At 62.2% G+C, this 16,063-nt stretch carries 15 protein-coding genes and 3 pseudogenes; 11 read left to right on the top strand and 7 right to left on the bottom strand.

Annotation, left to right across the window (positions count from 1 at the left end; genetic code table 11):
* Positions 1–24: 24 nt before the first annotated feature.
* A pseudogene (locus G3N64_RS08570) lies at positions 25–165 on the top strand (IS6 family transposase); the annotation flags it as partial.
* A gap of 7 nt (positions 166–172) precedes the next feature.
* Here G3N64_RS08570 and G3N64_RS08565 read toward each other — a convergent pair.
* Positions 173–259 (bottom strand): annotated as a pseudogene (locus G3N64_RS08565) (IS6 family transposase); the annotation flags it as partial.
* A 136-nt stretch (positions 260–395) separates the two neighbouring features.
* Complete coding sequence (locus G3N64_RS08560; protein WP_205783437.1) at positions 396–1,310, bottom strand: helix-turn-helix transcriptional regulator; 915 nt, start codon at positions 1,308–1,310, stop codon at positions 396–398.
* Positions 1,311–1,668: 358 nt separating this feature from the next.
* On the opposite strand from G3N64_RS08560, the gene G3N64_RS08555 reads away from it, so the two are divergent.
* From G3N64_RS08555 to G3N64_RS08530, 6 genes are all read left to right on the top strand, one after another.
* Complete coding sequence (locus G3N64_RS08555; protein WP_205783468.1) at positions 1,669–2,724, top strand: porin; 1,056 nt, start codon at positions 1,669–1,671, stop codon at positions 2,722–2,724.
* A gap of 91 nt (positions 2,725–2,815) precedes the next feature.
* The gene (locus G3N64_RS08550; RefSeq protein ID WP_205783436.1) at positions 2,816–3,139 is read left to right on the top strand and encodes a hypothetical protein; all 324 of its coding nucleotides are present in this window, start codon (positions 2,816–2,818) and stop codon (positions 3,137–3,139) included.
* Positions 3,140–3,307: 168 nt separating this feature from the next.
* Positions 3,308–4,555: an MFS transporter gene (locus G3N64_RS08545; protein WP_205783435.1), complete on the top strand. Its 1,248-nt coding sequence runs from the start codon at positions 3,308–3,310 to the stop codon at positions 4,553–4,555.
* A gap of 69 nt (positions 4,556–4,624) precedes the next feature.
* The gene (locus tag G3N64_RS08540) at positions 4,625–5,479 is read left to right on the top strand and encodes a dihydroorotate dehydrogenase electron transfer subunit (RefSeq protein ID WP_205783434.1); all 855 of its coding nucleotides are present in this window, start codon (positions 4,625–4,627) and stop codon (positions 5,477–5,479) included.
* Positions 5,472–6,506, top strand: coding sequence for a dihydroorotate dehydrogenase (locus tag G3N64_RS08535; protein ID WP_205783433.1), 1,035 nt, complete (start codon positions 5,472–5,474; stop codon positions 6,504–6,506). Before G3N64_RS08540 ends, G3N64_RS08535 begins: the two co-directional genes overlap by 8 nt.
* Positions 6,503–7,840 (top strand): hydantoinase/carbamoylase family amidase, encoded by a 1,338-nt coding sequence (locus tag G3N64_RS08530; protein WP_205783432.1) that lies wholly within the window; start codon positions 6,503–6,505, stop codon positions 7,838–7,840. The genes G3N64_RS08535 and G3N64_RS08530 overlap by 4 nt, the downstream gene beginning before the upstream one ends.
* 7 nt (positions 7,841–7,847) lie before the next feature.
* Here the strand turns inward: G3N64_RS08530 and G3N64_RS08525 are convergent, their stop codons facing one another.
* On the bottom strand, positions 7,848–8,378 hold the full coding sequence (locus tag G3N64_RS08525; RefSeq protein ID WP_205783431.1) for a DNA-binding protein: 531 nt from the start codon (positions 8,376–8,378) through the stop codon (positions 7,848–7,850).
* Between the two features lie 311 nt (positions 8,379–8,689).
* Here G3N64_RS08525 and G3N64_RS08520 point away from each other — a divergent pair, with 311 nt between their 5' ends.
* From G3N64_RS08520 to G3N64_RS08510, 3 genes are read left to right on the top strand one after another with little or no spacing between them, the layout of a single operon-like run.
* Positions 8,690–9,916, top strand: coding sequence for an aromatic ring-hydroxylating dioxygenase subunit alpha (locus G3N64_RS08520; protein ID WP_205783430.1), 1,227 nt, complete (start codon positions 8,690–8,692; stop codon positions 9,914–9,916).
* 59 nt (positions 9,917–9,975) lie between these two features.
* Positions 9,976–11,331, top strand: a complete 1,356-nt coding sequence (locus G3N64_RS08515) for an SLC13 family permease (RefSeq protein WP_205783429.1) — start codon at positions 9,976–9,978, stop codon at positions 11,329–11,331.
* Positions 11,332–11,373: 42 nt separating this feature from the next.
* Positions 11,374–12,345 carry a PDR/VanB family oxidoreductase gene (locus tag G3N64_RS08510; RefSeq protein ID WP_241020845.1) on the top strand — a complete coding sequence of 324 codons (972 nt, stop codon included), beginning with the start codon at positions 11,374–11,376 and terminating at the stop codon, positions 12,343–12,345.
* Positions 12,346–12,636: 291 nt separating this feature from the next.
* Here the strand turns inward: G3N64_RS08510 and G3N64_RS08505 are convergent, their stop codons facing one another.
* A complete protein-coding gene (locus G3N64_RS08505) occupies positions 12,637–13,095 on the bottom strand; it encodes an Lrp/AsnC family transcriptional regulator (protein WP_205783466.1) in 459 nt (152 codons plus the stop codon).
* Between the two features lie 249 nt (positions 13,096–13,344).
* Between G3N64_RS08505 and G3N64_RS08500 the strand changes: the two are divergent.
* Positions 13,345–13,515: pseudogene (locus G3N64_RS08500) on the top strand (transposase); the annotation flags it as partial.
* Between the two features lie 45 nt (positions 13,516–13,560).
* Here G3N64_RS08500 and G3N64_RS08495 read toward each other — a convergent pair.
* The 3 genes from G3N64_RS08495 to G3N64_RS08485 all read right to left on the bottom strand — a co-directional run bounded on the left by G3N64_RS08495 (position 13,561) and on the right by G3N64_RS08485 (position 16,063).
* On the bottom strand, positions 13,561–14,217 hold the full coding sequence (locus G3N64_RS08495) for a hypothetical protein (protein ID WP_205783428.1): 657 nt from the start codon (positions 14,215–14,217) through the stop codon (positions 13,561–13,563).
* 63 nt (positions 14,218–14,280) lie between these two features.
* Complete coding sequence (locus tag G3N64_RS08490) at positions 14,281–15,111, bottom strand: lysozyme inhibitor LprI family protein (protein ID WP_205783427.1); 831 nt, start codon at positions 15,109–15,111, stop codon at positions 14,281–14,283.
* A gap of 115 nt (positions 15,112–15,226) precedes the next feature.
* A complete protein-coding gene (locus G3N64_RS08485) occupies positions 15,227–16,063 on the bottom strand; it encodes a hypothetical protein (protein ID WP_205783426.1) in 837 nt (278 codons plus the stop codon).

Raw genomic sequence — 16,063 nt, 5'->3', positions numbered from 1 at the left:
CACATTGGCGGGTTGCATGATGCAATGGCAAAACCGAGATCGCTTTATCACGGCCACCGTTTCCCGGTGTCGGTCATCAGTCATGCTGTGCGTTGGTACTTCCAGTTCCCGCTCAGCCTGCACGACATCGAAGCGTTGCTGTTCGAGCGCGGAGTGACGGTCAGCTAAGCGACGATCTGCCGACCGGCCGCTTGCAGCGCCGAAACGCCCTTTTCAGTTTCGGCAGCAGCCTCATGGCCTGGCGATGAACCGTCGAGTTCATAGAAGCCGGTACGTAGCAACGTCGTTGAAATTTCATTGCGAAAAGCAAGCCTCCCCAAAGCGCCGTGCCGCTGAGTCTCATTCGTTCGGATCAGCGGCTCTCGCGCAATGGTCCACGCGCCGCATTGCGCCTGTCAGGCGCGATCGAGCAGGCTCTTCAGCAAAGCGGCGCCTTCCTTTCCTTTGGCCGCATCGATCCAGAGACGGTCGATCATCTTGCGGTACATGGTCACGGCGTCGGGTGCGGTCGTGATGGTCGCGATACCTGTGCGGATATTTGGCATCTCGCCGAGGCGGAATGGCGAAGTCGCAACATACGTCTTCTCTTGGTCCGCGAAGATCTGGAAGGTTTCGCTCGGCATGTTGTCGCTGACAATGCCGATATGAATGCCGTCGATATCGCGATCGAGCATCTCGACGATGCGCATGACTTCACGGCGTGCAGCCAGTTTCCGTTCGAGCTGGACGCCCGGCGGCAGACCGAGGCGGCCCACCAGCCCGTGATGCAGGAACTGTTCGATCTGACGCAAGCCGATCAGACTCGTCACATTGGGACGTACCTGGTTGAACGCTGCCTTGCGTTCGGCGAGGATGGCTGTGACGCGAGTCAGCAACTGTTGCCACGCCCCGTCGTTCAGCGACGACGGGATGCTTTCATGGAGCATCTGCCTGAGCCAGCCGTCGTATTCGTCGGAAGTCAGCAGGAAAGAGAAAGGGTCGAAATGGGCGACGATGCGCGCTGAGCGGCTTTCCAGCTGACGCATGCGCTCGAAGTAGCTGACCGCCGAGTCGTGATATTCCACTTCCACGCCCAGCAGATTGGCAAGCGATACGCCGAACAACGCCGCGAGGCGCTCGAGTGTGTCAACCTTGACGATCTCGCCGCGTTCGAGCTTGTACACGGCGGCGCGCGAGATGTTCAGCCGGTCGGCGACATCTTCGCTGCGTAGCTCGGCCGCCATCCGGTAAGCGCGCAGACGTTCGCCGATGCTTTGATAATCGAAGCGTGCCCCGTGCGGGCGTTTTTTCCGTGTGCTGGAAGATGTCACTCTGAAGGCCTCTGACATTTGCGCAAGTCAACGCGGGTGGCCACGCGGCCCCGGCGTCCCGTCTATAGACAATTAATTATTTTGTCTATTTTTTTGGATTGTGTATTTTAGCTCAAACGGCATCGCGTAAGGAAGCGCGTCGCGGCGTTCGCGGCATCACGGCGTGCACTGCGTCCTTGGGATCGGGAATTGCGCACAGCCGGACGTCTAAATAAATAGACGGACGGCTGTACAGCGCTGCGCCTCGATGTCGTCGAACACGCCGGTCGCGCAGACGACGTATTGCCGTCGACTGCGCGACCGATCCATCGACACGGGGTATGACACCAGCCATCAACGGCCGGAAAAGAGCAAAGTGATGAATATCAAATGCAAGCATTGGGCGGCGCTGGCCGCTGCCGGTCTCACGGCCAATATGCCGGTGGCCCATGCGCAATCGAACGTGACGCTGTACGGTATGGCGGACGTGTTCGTGGGCTCCGTGAAAAACCCCGGTGGCCGGGCCGCCGTGGTCAATCAGGGCGGCGGAATGTCGACCTCGTTCTGGGGCCTGAGCGGCAAGGAAGATCTGGGCGGCGGCAATTCGGCATTCTTCGTGCTGGAGAGCTATTTTCAGCCTCAAAACGGCACTTACGGCCGCTATAGGGGCGACAGTTTCTTTTCCCGTAACGCATTCGTCGGCTTGTCGACGAAGTACGGCCAGTTGCGCGCCGGCCGCATTACGACGCCGTTGTATCTCGCCACGATCCAGTTCAACCCGTTGTTCAACTCATACACGTTCTCGCCGATGATTTTCCAGACTTTCAAAGGTCTGGGCACCGAAGGCGTGGTCGGAGACTCTGCATGGAACAACGCGGTGAGCTACACGAGCCCGACGTTAGGCGGCTTCAATGCGGGTCTGCTCTACGCGTTCGGCAATACGGCGGGCGAGAACGGCGCGAAGAAATGGAGCGTCAACGCCAACTTCGTGCGTGGCGCGTTCGCCGCCGCGGTGGTTTACCAGTACGTGAATTTCAGCGCGGCGCCCGGAGATCTCGGCACGACGCTCACCGGTGTGCCGGGACTCTACAGCCAGAGTACGGCTCAACTGAACGTTTCGTACGACTTCAGGTTCGTCAAGCTATACGCGCAGTACATGAATGTCGAAGACCGCTCGCGAACTGGCAATTTCCACGGCAACACCGGGCAGGCCGGCATGAGCGTACCGATCGGCGTCGGTGTGTTACTGGCCAGCTACGCCTATACCCGATCGAGCGGCGCCACCACCGACGGCCAGCATCGCAGCACCGGCGCACTCGGTTACGACTATTCGCTTTCGAAGCGCACCGACCTGTACGCCGCGATCAAGCTCGATCATTTCAGCAACGAGTCGACCGGCGTGACTTACGGCGCCGGCATGCGCACCCGTTTCTGATGCAACCGCGGATTCGTACCCATCGTTCAATCAATGCTTGCATTCTCTTATTTGCACTAGTAGTCTAAATATTTAGACGAGTAGCAATAAAATGAATCTTTCGATCGCCAACGCATGGCTCGCTCAGGATATGGTCGGTTTTTCGGACATCCACCGCTTTGCGGAACGTTGCAGGGACGCTTCGTCGTCCGGCGGGCATGAAGCGGCTGCCCTGGTTCTGCTCGCGCAGGCCGCGGCGACGTTCGCAGAGCGTCAGGAGGGTATCGCCGTCGAACAGGCGACGGTGCGGACGTTTCTGGTGAATCTACGCGCCGATGTGCAGCGTTTGAGCGACGCGAGCGGAGAATCCGACGCGGCGCTTCTGGCCGCGCTGAACCACTTCGCTGCAGGCATTTCGCAAGCACTCGTCGTGTGACGGTGCGGAGCTCACCGGATGGAACCGCCGCTGCAAGCGGCCTATCGGCGGTGGCCGATAAGGCTGCGCACGTCCTCGCTGTCCATAAAAAACGACAATGGACGGCACGCGGAGACCGAATCGCCAGTCGCGGCGTAGAAAGCTAACCAATCACGCATACGGATAATCATGGAAGCAAATCTTCAATCGTCGTCGGCGATCCCGGCGCCGCAGCCGCCGGAACGGGTGTCGCGTTACGCGTGGAAAGTGCTGGCCGGCTCGGCAATCGGCTACGCGATGGACGGCTTCGACCTGCTGATTCTCGGCTTCATGCTGCCGGCCATTTCGGCGGGGCTGCATCTCGGCGCCCAGCAGGCCGGCGCATTGGTGACGTGGACGCTGGTCGGCGCGGTGGCGGGCGGTGTGATCTTCGGTGCGTTGAGCGACCGCTTCGGCCGCGTTCGCGTGCTGACCTGGACGATTCTGCTGTTCGCGATCTTCACGGGCTTATGCGCGTTCGCCCAGGGTTTCTGGGACCTGCTGGCGTACCGCACGATTGCGGGCATTGGGCTGGGCGGCGAGTTCGGCATCGGCATGGCGCTCGCGGCTGAAGCCTGGCCCGCGAGCAAGCGGGCGCGCGTGTCGTCCTACGTGGCGCTGGGCTGGCAAAGCGGCGTGCTGCTCGCGGCGCTGCTGACGCCGCTTCTGCTTCAGCACGTCGGCTGGCGCGGCATGTTCGCGGTCGGCGTGCTGCCGGCGCTGGTAGCCTGGATTTTGCGCAACAAGCTGCATGAACCCGAAGTGTTCATGAACAGCAGCAAGCCGGCGCGCACGACCCAGCGCTTTCGTCTGCTGGTGGCCGACAGCCGCACCGCGCGCACGAGTCTCGGCATCGTCATCCTGTGTTCGGTGCAGAACTTCGGCTACTACGGAATCATGATCTGGATGCCGACCTTCCTGTCGAAGCAGATGGGCTTCTCGCTGACGAAGTCGGGTCTGTGGACGGCGGTGACGGTGATCGGAATGATGAGCGGCGTGTGGCTGTTCGGGCAATTGGCCGACCGGATCGGCCGCAAGCCGACCTTCCTGTTGTATCAGTTCGGCGCCGTGGTCATGGTGATCGCGTATTCGCGCCTGACCGATCCGGTCACGATGTTGTGGGCCGGCGCGCTGATGGGCATGTTCGTCAACGGCATGGTGGGGGGCTACGGCACGCTGATGTCCGAAGCCTATCCGACCAGCGTACGGGCCACCGCGCAAAACGTCCTGTGGAACGTGGGCCGCGCAATCGGTGGACTCGGGCCTTTGGTGGTCGGCGCGCTTGCGGCGCAGTACTCGTTTCAGATCGCAATTGCCCTGCTTGCCGCGCTATACGTGCTCGACATGGTGGCGACGCTCGTGCTGATTCCCGAATTGAAAGGCGCGCCGCTCGACTAAATCGTCCGGCGCAGTGAAATGGGCGACCGTTTTCGCGGCCGTTGTGCCAACAGCAAAAAGGAGGACGTCATGCGTGACGATCCGTGTTCCTGCGGCGATTCATGGGCCGCGAGCGTGAGCTCGCACGACTGTGAAATCGTCGAACATCGCGCAGTCAACAGCCGCTACCGCTATCTGCGGGTACGGGCGCAAGCACCGCTCGCCCACACGACGCAAGCCGGCCAGTTCTATCAGTTGACGTGTCCGGTGACCGCGCAGCATCAGCCGTTCCTGTTGCGGCCCATGAGCGTCTACGGCATGGGACCTGGCGCGGGAGACATCGAATTTCTCTACAACGTAACGGGCGTCGGCACGCGCGCGCTTGCGCAGTCCGCGAACGGCACGCGCATCTCGATCGTCGGTCCGCTTGGACAGCCGTTCCATCTTCCGCCCAAGGCGCGCCGGCTGTTGCTGGTGGCGCGTGGCGTGGGTCTCGCGACAATGGCGCCACTGGTGCAACGCGCGGCACGCGCCGGCATCGCCCTGACCGTTGTGATGTCGGCGCGCACACCCGGCGACTTGATGCGCGAGGCGTTTCTCCGCGGTGCAGCCGCCGAGGTCCACTGCGTATTCGACAGCGACGGCTCGTCGGACCCGCAACGATTGGAGCCTCTGCTGCGCGCGTTGCTTGCGCGTGAACGGCTGGATGCGGTCTACACCTGCGGCTCGCAGCGTGTGCTGGCGTTGCTGCAGCGCCTGCTTGTCGAGCATCCGCGGATTCACGGCGAAGTGGCCCTGGAGCAGCGCATGGCGTGCGGCATGGGCGTGTGCCTGTCCTGCGTGCGGATGTTCGATGACGGCGAAACGCGCGGCTTTCGGCGCGTCTGTCGCGAAGGTCCGGTATTTGCCATTCCCGACGTCGTAGCGGAGGCAGATTTTGCCTGATCTCTCAGTCAATCTCGGCGCGCTGCGTCTGCGCAATCCCGTGATGCCCGCGTCGGGCTGCTTCGCGATCGAGTACAACGAGGCGCTCGATCTCGCGCAGCTCGGCGCGCTGGTCGTGAAAAGCGTGTCGCCGGTGAGCCGTCCCGGCAACCCGACGCCGCGTGTGGCAGAAACCGTCCACGGCATGCTCAACTCGATCGGTATCCCGAGCCGCGGAATCGACTACTACCGCGATCACGTGCTGCCCGCATACACTCGCTACGGCACGCCCGTGGTGGTGTCGGTGTCGGCGGATACGGCCGACAGTTTCGCGCAAGCCTGTGAAGCACTCTCGCTGCCCGAGGTGGCCGCGATCGAGGCCAACATCTCGTGTCCCAATCTCGAGGCGGACGGCATGGCCTTCGGCATGGACGCGCAGACCACATGGCAGGTCGTCGACGCGGTCAGGCGGCGCACACGTCATCCGCTGTGGGTCAAGCTCACGCCGAATGCGGGCAACATCGCGAGGATCGCGCGCGCGGCCGAAGAGGCCGGCGCCGACGCAGTCGTCATGGGCAATACCGTACTGGGCATGTCGATCGACGTGCGCACGCGCAAGCCCTCGCTCGGCAACGTGATGGGCGGACTGTCGGGACCGTCGATCAAGCCAGTCGCGCTGCGGCTGGTGCACCAGTGCTATCGCGCGATTTCGATTCCCGTGATCGGCTGCGGCGGCATCCAGAACGCTGACGATGCCGTCGAGTTCATGCTCGCCGGCGCGAGCGCGGTGCAGGTCGGTACGGCGTCGTTCCGCGATCCTGGTGTGATGCAGAAAATCATCGACGGACTCGCGGCGTATTGCGTCGAGCAGCGTGTTGACGCCGTCGCGGAGTTGACCGGCGGCGTCGAACTCGACGTGCAGTCGAGCGAACGCTGGGCGCGATTCTGCGCGACGGCCCATGCACGGTGTCCTGCAGACGGAGCCGAGCCAGAGCTCGCAAGCGAGCACGACCATCGTCACGGCCGCAATTGGGTCGGCATGCCATGAATGCAAAAATTGAAGTCTTGAACCGCCTGCGCGAACCGGCGTATTCGCCCGAAGTGGAGCCTGCGCCGCCGACCCCACCGATCCTGCTTGAAGAACTGACGTCGCTCGCGACGCAGTGGTTCGACGAAACCCGTGCGCTGTCGTTCGACGGTGTCGGCATCACGCGTGAGAGCTACGGCGAGAGCGAGTCGGCCGCCGCGCGTCTGCTCACGCGGTACGCGGAGCAGGAGGGTTTGCGCGTCGTCGCCGACCGTGCGGCCAATGTGATCTTCAGCCTGCCGGACAGCGATGACCGCACACCTGCAATCTGGGTCGGCTCGCATCTCGACTCCGTGCCGCACGGCGGCAATTACGACGGCCTGGCCGGCATCGTCGCCGGTCTGCTCTGTCTGGTCGAGCAGCGGCGCAGCGGGCGTCCCTCGCGACATCCGTTGAAAGTGATCGCCTTGCGGGGCGAGGAAAGCGCCTGGTTCGGCAAAGCGTATATGGGCTCCAGCGCACTATTCGGCAAACTGAAGCCCGACGATCTGCTGATGAAGCATCGCAGCACGGGGCGCACGCTGGCCGACTGCATGGCGTCGGCGGGCGTCGATGTGGACGCCGTGAGGGCCCAGAAGCCCTGCTTCGACCTGCGCGGCGCGTATGCGTATCTGGAGTTGCATATCGAGCAGGGGCCGGTCATGGTTGCGCGCGATCTGCCGGTGGCGGTGGTGTCGGGGATTCGCGGCAATATCCGCCATAACTCGATCAGCTGCATCGGCGAGGCGGGTCATTCCGGTGCCGTGCCGCGCGGTTTGCGACACGACGCGATATTCGCGGTGGCCGAGCTTATTACGCGGCTCGACGGTCACTGGCGCTCGCTGCTGGAGAGCGATATCGATCTGGTGGTGACAACCGGAATTGTGTCGACCGATCACGAGGAGCATTCGATCTCGCGGATTCCCGGCCAGGTGCACTTCAGCTTCGAGGCGCGCAGCGAAAGCACCGACACGCTCAATGTCTTTCACGAATTGCTGATGGCCGAGTGCAATTCGATTGCGCGCGAGCGGGGCGTCCGATTCGAATTCGACCGCCGCTTGACGAGCGCGCCCGCGCGCATGGACCTAGGCTTGCGCGAGGCGCTGACGCAAGCGTGCAGCCGCCTCGCTATTCCCGTCGTGACCCTGGCGAGCGGCGCGGGCCACGACGCCGCGTTGTTCGCGAACGCCGGTGTGCCGAGCGGCATGCTGTTCGTGCGCAACGAGCACGGCTCGCACAATCCCCATGAAGCGATGGAGATCGCCGACTTCATGAAGGGCGTGGGCGTGCTGGCAGAAACGATCCGAAGCCTTTGAATGCGTGCTATTGCGCCGCTGCGGTACGGCAGCGGATAAACGCGAACACCTCGTCCAGTTCGGAGACGATACGCGTGCCGTCTGGCACGCCTTCAAACGCGCCCGTGGGGCCGATGCACATCAGCGGCTTGGCGAAGCGCGTGGCGAGGCGTATCTCGTCGAGCGTGCCCTTGCTGCCCGGCAACGCGATCACCACGTCGCTGGTCAGCACGTTCACGTCATTGCGGCTGAGCGCGGAATCCGGCGCGCCGGATTCCTTGCGCGGCAGCGGTGTGAGGATCGGCAGATCGACGAACGGGTTCGGATAACCGGCTATCGGAGTGAACCCGAATAGCGGATGCATCTCACTCGGCACGATGCCGATCGAGCGCCCTGCGCGTTCTCGCACGGTGGCGAATGCCCGCGCAGTGGAGAGCATCACGCCCCGCCCCGCGCCGGTCAGCAGGTCGAAGCCATGACAGGCGATCCACACACCGAGCGGTTCCGCCAGTTCCGGCCATTCGCTGCTGCCAGAGCCCATCACGCCAATAATTGCCATCTTCCCTTCCTGTTCCCTAGGCAAATCCGCAAGTCGTTAGCATACCTGTCCATCTTTTTAATTATACACAAGATGTCATGTCGATCGAATTGGCCGCCTAAACATTGCAAAAATTGCGAATGTTTGTGCTTGCCTTTCTTGGTGAGTTTGTTTAGTCTAAAAAAATAGATTTCAGTCGACCGAAGGCGGTGGCCGTCGCCTTCGGCATAAAGGCGGTGGCCGTCGCCTTCGGCATAAAGGCGGTGGCCGTCGCCTTCGGCATAGAGACGTTCCGGGTTTAAACGCCCGCTTTTATCTCAGAGAGGAGAACCATGCTTGACCACGCAACCAACGAATTGCTCACGCGCGTCGGACCCAATACACCGTGCGGCGATCTGCTGCGGCGCTACTGGCATCCGGTGGGATATTCGTCGGAACTGGTCGAGCCCGGCCAGACGAAGCAGGTGCGGGTTCTCGGCGAGAATCTCGTGCTGGCGCGCACCGAGGGCGGCGACGTGCTGCTGGTGCAGGAACGTTGTCCGCATCGCGGTGCCTCGTTGCTGTACGGCTTCGTGGAAGGTGAAAAGATTCGTTGCGCCTATCACGGCTGGCTCTACAACGCGGCCGGAGAATGCGTCGAGCGTCCGTTCGAATCGGCAAAAGCCAGCCGCGTCTGCAAGAAGATGATCGACAGCTACGCGACTCACGAATGCGGCGGCCTGATCTTCGCATACATGGGACCGGCCGAGCACCAGCCCGCGTTTCCGAACTGGGACATCCTGGTGAGAAATGACGGCATCCGTCATTTCGAAGTGCAGGACGACTTGGCCTGCAACTGGTTCCAGGTGCAGGAAAATGCCGTCGACGTCACGCATACGTTCTACACGCACTCGAAGTATTTCGAACATCTCGGTATGACCGACCGTTCCGGCTTCGGCAAGCCGTTCAAGCGCTTCGGCTTCCAGCGTTTCGACTGGGGCATCGTGAAGAGTTGGGAGTACGCGTCGGCGGGACGTGGCTGGGGCAATTTGATGGTGTTCCCGAACATGCTGCGCATCATGACCGAAATGCATTGGCGCGTGCCGGTCGACGACACGACCACGCGCATCGTCTGGGTCTCGTTTACGCCTTCTGCCGACGGCACCGCCGTGACCTCCGGCGAAGCGCCGAAAATCGTACAACAACCGAAGCGCACCGACGTCGCCGGCCGTTATCTGATGAACACGTTCATGAGCCAGGATGCCATGGCGGTCGAAACACAGGGCCCGATTCTGGACCGATCGCGCGAGAATCTCGGTGCCTCCGATCGCGGCATTGTGATGTTCCGGCAGATGCTGCAGGAGCAGATCGAAGCCGTGGCGCGCGGCGAGCGGCCGGTGGCGAACGTCTACGGCACTACGCCTGAAATGACCGATCTGCGTCAGTGGATGGGCGGCTATCTGCCGATGAGTTGCGAGCCCGATCCCACCTTCCGGCAAAGCCGCGAATTCTCCGACATTTTCGACGACTCGCACCTTGAGTATGAAATTCCGGCGACCTCACCCGTGATGAGCCGTTGAGCGAGTCCGCTCCCGGTCATTCATCACGCGAATCACGCGAATCACGCGAGGCAAAACGCTTGAACACGAGAAACAGGATTGCGCCGGCGCTGCTGGCGTTGGGGCTGGCGGCCATCGTGCTGCTGGGTTGGCGGGGGCTGCTGTCAGCGCAGGATACCCGGATCGTCGCCATCGTCTTCACGTGTATCGTGTTGTGGGCGACGTCGATGATCGGCGGTCTGCTGGTGTCGCTGCTGTTCTTCTTTCTTGCCGCGACGCTGACCTCGGTACCGACTCAGGAGATCTTCTCCGGCTTTGCGTCGAGTGCATTCTGGCTGGTGTTCAGCGGTTCCGCGATCGGCTTCGCGCTGAAGGAAAGCGGTTTGAGCGAGCGCATCGGCATGGCGCTCGCGCGCCGCATCGGCGGCTCGTATCTGAAAGCCCTGTTCGCCTTCGCAGTGCTGAGCTTTCTGCTGTCGCTGGTGATGCCGTCCACGTTCGGCCGCGTCGCGATCCTGATTCCGATCGCCATGGGCTATTGCGACGTGGTGCGCCTGGGCGAATCTTCCAAAGGACGGTGCGGCATTCTGCTGCTCGTGATCGTCGGCTCGTATGAACTGGCTGCGGCAGTGCTGCCGGCAAATCTGCCGAATGTGATCATGGCGGGGATTCTCGAACAGACGCACGGCATGCATCTGCGTTTCTCGGAGTATCTGCTGTACTTCTTTCCGGCCGGCGTGCTTGTGCGCGGCGCGATTCTCGTGTACGCGTCGCACTGGCTGTTCGCGGACAAAGTCGACGAAGTGGCGGTGCCGGCGGCGAGCGTGCGGATGAGCGTGCGCGAACTGCATGCGATCGTGCTGCTTACGATCACGCTGCTATTTTGGTTCACCGATTCGATTCACCACATTGCGCCGGGCTGGGTCGGACTCGGCTTCACGCTCGCGTACTTCCTGACCTCGCCTGCGGAGCAGCTCACGCGCTTCACCGCCACGGTCAAGATGGATCTGTTGTGGTTTATCGCCGCGATCATCGGCTTGACCGCGCTCGTCAATCATCTCGGCGTGCGCATTCCGGACGATCTCGCGCTGGCCTCGTTGCGCGAGAGCCCGTTCGGCGCGTATCTGGTGCTGAGCGCGATGTCGATCGTGCTGTGCTTCGCGGTGACCTCCAACGCCGAGCCCGCGCTGTTCGTGCCGGTCGTCTCGCGGATGCTCGCGCAGGCAGCGTATCTGAAGGCGGGACTGCTGTCGCAGGTGATGGGCTATGGCACCACGTTCCTGCCGTATCAGTCGCCGCCGATCGTCTTCGGCAACGAACTGGCGAGGCTCGACCGGCGCGCGGCCACCAAGTATTGCCTGGTGACGGCCGTGCTCGGCCTGCTGCTGGTGATCCCGGTCAATGCGTTGTGGTGGCGCCTCATCGGGCTGCTGTAACCGCAGTAATGCAATAACTGCAAACTCATTCGATACTCAATCATGGAACACGATCTGATCGCTGTGCGCGTGGCCGCGCGCGAGCGCGCCGCTTCCGATGTGATCTCGCTTCGGCTGGTGAGCGACGACGCCGACGTGCCGCTGCCTTCGTTCGCGGCGGGCGCCCATATCGACCTGCATCTGCGCGATGGGTTGACCCGCAAGTATTCGCTGTGCAATGCGCCCACCGAGCGCGGCTTCTATGAAATCGCCGTGAAACGTGAAGCCGCCTCGCGAGGCGGCTCGGCGCATGTGCATGACGTGCTCCGGGTCGGCGACGTGCTGCGCGTCGGCGTGCCGCTCAACTATTTTCCGTTGGCCGCCGACGACGGTCCGAGCGTGCTGCTGGCCGCCGGCATCGGCATTACGCCATTGCTGGCGATGATGCACGAGCTGACGCGCGCGAAGCGGCCGTTTGCGTTGCATTACTTTATTCGCTCGGCCGACAGCGCAGCTTACGTGGAGACCGTGGAACGGCAATTCGCCAGTGTGTCGAATCTCCACATCGGACTGACGCCTTCGGCGACGACCGCGCAAATCAGCGAGATCGTCGACGAGATAGACGTGCGGGCGCATCTCTACTTTTGCGGGCCTGCGCCGTTCATGGACGCGGTGAACGCAATCGCAGCTTCACGCCTGCCTGCCGCTAACGTCCACTACGAACATTTCTCCGCGCCGGTTTGCACGGATGCGGCCGAAGGGGGAGAGCGGGAATTCGCCATCGAGCTGGTGCGCTCGAAGCGCGTGCTTTCCATCCCAGCCGACAAATCTATCACTGATGTGCTCTATGAACACGGGATCGAGGTCGAGACTTCGTGCGAGGCAGGTATTTGCGGCGCGTGCCGTACCGCGGTTCTCGGCGGTACGCCCGATCATAGGGACGCGTTTTTGAGTCCAGCGGACAAGGCGCGCAACGATTGCATGATGCCGTGCGTGTCGCGCTGCCGAGGTGAGCATCTTGTGCTCGATATCTGAACTTACCTCCAATGAGGTTGCATTCTTGCAAAAACTTAAATCGTTCTGACCCTGGCCCAAGAAATAGCCCGGTTCAGGTCAGGAGAAGTTGCATCGGCCGAGCGGCTCAACGAACGCCCGCGAAAGACACCAGACTTCGATACACCGGCTGAGCGCTTTCATCAATTCGTTGCCTCGACGGATTGAATTCCCACCATATTGCTTGTTTTCTTGATTCGAATCGCCGGGCACCGGAGCAACGCTGCCGGTCGCCGACGTTTCGTATGGGGTGCTCAGCAGCGGAGTGTGCGATCAAAGCGGAAGCACCGAAGTCTGCTTGATCTTCTGCATTGGAATATCGGTCTTGACGCTCTGCACGCCGTCGATCCGAGTCAGGTGGTCGATCTGGAATTTCCGGTACGCGTCGATGTTGGCCGTCACGACGCGCAGCAGGCAATCGCAATCGCCCGCCATCAAGTGGCACTCGACAACCTGTGGAAGACTTTGAACCGCCTCCGCAAAACGGTCGACGGTTTTCGCGTCTTGGCTGGTCAGCCAGATGCGGACGAAGACAGTCAGCCCGGCGCCGATCTTCGATGCGTCGAGCAGCGCCGCATAGCGCTCGATGACACCAGCCCCTTCCAACATCCTGACTCGACGCAGGCACGGCGACGCGGACAGACCCACTTTCTGTGCTAATTCCACATTTTGGATTCGCCCATCTTCTTGGAGCAATCTGAGAATGCGACGATCCATTTCGTCCAGTTCGATGCGAGTCGATGCTGCCGCGAGCGGCGGGCCCGGAGCGATTGCGACATCCATCGATCATTGGTTACCGGAGCATCGGGAACTGGCTGGCCTGGACGCGAAGCTGGCTGAACTCAACCGGGTATTTGAACAGCAGGGGCTATTTGGAAAAATACGGAGGGAAGATGGCAGCGCTGTAATCGCGGCACGTTGACGGGTAACTTCGAGAGGCGAAAGGAACGACGGCGTTCCAGAAAGGCGAATTGATTGCGACTGTCGAAGAGGGACGCGAAGTTCTCGGCGATGTACGAAGTCGATGTGAAGGAGGCCGGCCGAGTATCGCGCCTGAGAAGCTGATGCGGGCGATGCTGTTGCAGGGTGCGGTACAGCATCCGCAGTGAGCAGCAACTGGTCGAGCAGATCTCGTACAACCTGCTGTTCCGGCGTGTACTCATAAGTTCACTGCCGGCGCGAAGCAGGCGGTTTGCCCTATTGCACCAATACCGCCTTTACGCAGACCGGACCCAGTGGCTCGCCGTTATCGGAGAACGCCCTGTGAGGGAATACCTCGACATGCATGCGTTGCCGCTCGAAAGAATCGAAGATCCACCGATCGTGTTCACCATAATGGGTGTGGCGACTGAACCCGATCGATTCCAGTGCCTCCGTGAATTGAGCGAAAGTGGGTTCACACGTCGTCAACGGGGACGCTTGCGCACCGGGAATCGGATCAAACATCAGATCCACACGCGGGCCGATATCACCGATCGTCAGCCTCTGGAGACTGAATGCCCAGTTGCCCGGCAAGCGTTGACCATAGCCGAACTGATCTTTTCCAATCACTTTGGTCTGCACGCCAAAGATGCGGTGTACCGTTTCGGGCGTGATGTCGGTCACCTGGCTGCTTGCCTGAATCAGCGCCAGCATGCGTTGTAGCGCTTGCGTCGTGCTCAGGTTCGCCGGCGCTTGGGATTCGATAGGCGATTTGCCTGCGCGGCCTGCCGTGGCCGCGTTCGCAGGTTGTCCGTGCACGCTGCCAAACGGCATGCATAAACTCAATGCCGCGACGACAATCCCCGGCGTGAGGAATAGGCTGCCAGTGCGCCTGACTGCAAATGCGAGATTTCCGCTTCGTGTCTGCATCATGCCGAATCCTTGCCATGGTTTTCGTTTCCCAATGCCGACGGACGCGCTCGATGCGCGCGATGCTCAGCGTGCCGCGCGAGGGTAGCGGCTGTCGGTCAGGCAGGCGCGTAGCCAGCCCGTGTCTTCCGTGCCAAGTTCGGCTTCGGCATCCAGCTTGGGCAGCGCCGTTGGCGCCAGGGCCGGGCGGCCGGGATGGAGATTCCAGCCGGCGGCCGACTTGCGCGGCTCATCCGCATCCGGACACGGGCTGCCGCCTTCGGAGCCGTCGCCGCATGTTGCAACGGTTTCCAGCCTGCCCCGGACGACGTTGCCGACCAGGCGCGTCTCGTAATAGCCGCCGCTCGCCCAATCGTCTTGCAGGGTGCAGATCCGGTCCTGGTTCTGATAGCGGCGTTCGCTGAAGCATCCGTAGCTCAGTTGACCATCGTGGGGCAGGAAGTCGCATCGGGTCTCGAACCCGGCGAACGGGCCGCCCGTGAATTGCGTCAGAAATTTGCGCTGCGCAAGGGCCGTTTCAAGCAGGCGCGGGGCGGCCTTGCCGCGTTCACCCAATGTCTCGGTGCGCTGGCGGATCGCCTGGAGCAGGCTCGCACGCAGGGCCTTGGTATTCGGTGCGCCGGGAAAATCGACTGGATCGGCGAAACGCTTGTCACGCGCCGCGAGCCAGCGTTTCTGACTGCGCACCAGCATCGCGCGCAATTCGCTATCGTTGCCCGCTTGCTGCATGATGGCCGTATAGGTTTTGCCCATTTCCGCATCGGCGGCCTTGAGTTTTTCATCGGCACAGATCGTGTGCTCGACGCGGCTACTGGCCTTCTTGCAGTCGATTGCATGTGCAGAGGCTGCGGTGAAGAGCAGGGCGACACAGGCGATGTGCTGGATGGTGGGTTTCATGCGGGTTTCCGTGCTGATTCGGTTGTTCAAGGCCTCGGTGACGCAGCGTCGGACGGCCAGCATCATCGTGCCAATCAAACGGCCGGAGCGACGACGGCGAGCTTGCCAGGCCGGGTCATTCCAGCGGCCTGAGGAGTGCCTTGGGTACGTCGTATCGCGTGCCGTCATAGACCAGCCGATGCGTGGACGTTTCCGACTTGGTCGGGCGCAGTGCGCACATGCCGTCCTTGCCCTTCGTCATGCGACGCGACAGCCGCTTCTCCGTGACGACGATGTCCGCGAAACCGCTGCGCGGCGACGGAACCACGGCCAGCGTGCGTTTCCCCCCGACAGAGGTATCCGAGCACTGCTCACCCATGACGGTGGTGTCCGCCTGGACGACCAGGCCGTCGACGACGGGGCTGACTTGATTGCCATCGAACGCATAGAGCCACAACGCGTCTTCCGAGAAGTTCTTCGGGTCGACGTGGCGCCCGCGCATCACCAGCAGGCCCACGGCGTTTTGCCGTGGCGCGAGCGGGTAGCGGGCACTGTCGAACCGGACTGAACGGAGTCCGGGCTCGCCGCCTGCCGTCCTGGTGTTCAGGCGCAACCGCTGCCGGATGGTCAGTCCTGGCTTGTCGAGCACGAGCAGATCGAGACGGCCTTCCGATTCGCCGAGCGTCGGATCCTTGACGAAGGGCACTGCGGCGAGCATCAACTCGGGGTGGTCGGGCCAGATGCGGCACACGATGTGTGCCGTTTCGCCGTCGGGGTCGCCTGCGGGCGTCACGATGGTCAGGCCGTCGAGCGTAAAGTTGCCGTTGCTGGGCCTGGCGTTGGGATACGCGTTGCGCACGATGGCAGCGGCGCGATTGCCGCACGTATCGCTGTCGGCACGCGCAGCCTGTGCATTGAGCAGCAGCGCGGCCATCAGGAGCAGGCTGCGTGCAATGGACGGTTTGGCGGTCAT

The organism is Burkholderia sp. Ac-20344 (assembly GCF_017104975.1).
Taxonomy (GTDB): domain Bacteria; phylum Pseudomonadota; class Gammaproteobacteria; order Burkholderiales; family Burkholderiaceae; genus Burkholderia.
This window is presented reverse-complemented; position numbering and strand designations above follow the sequence as displayed.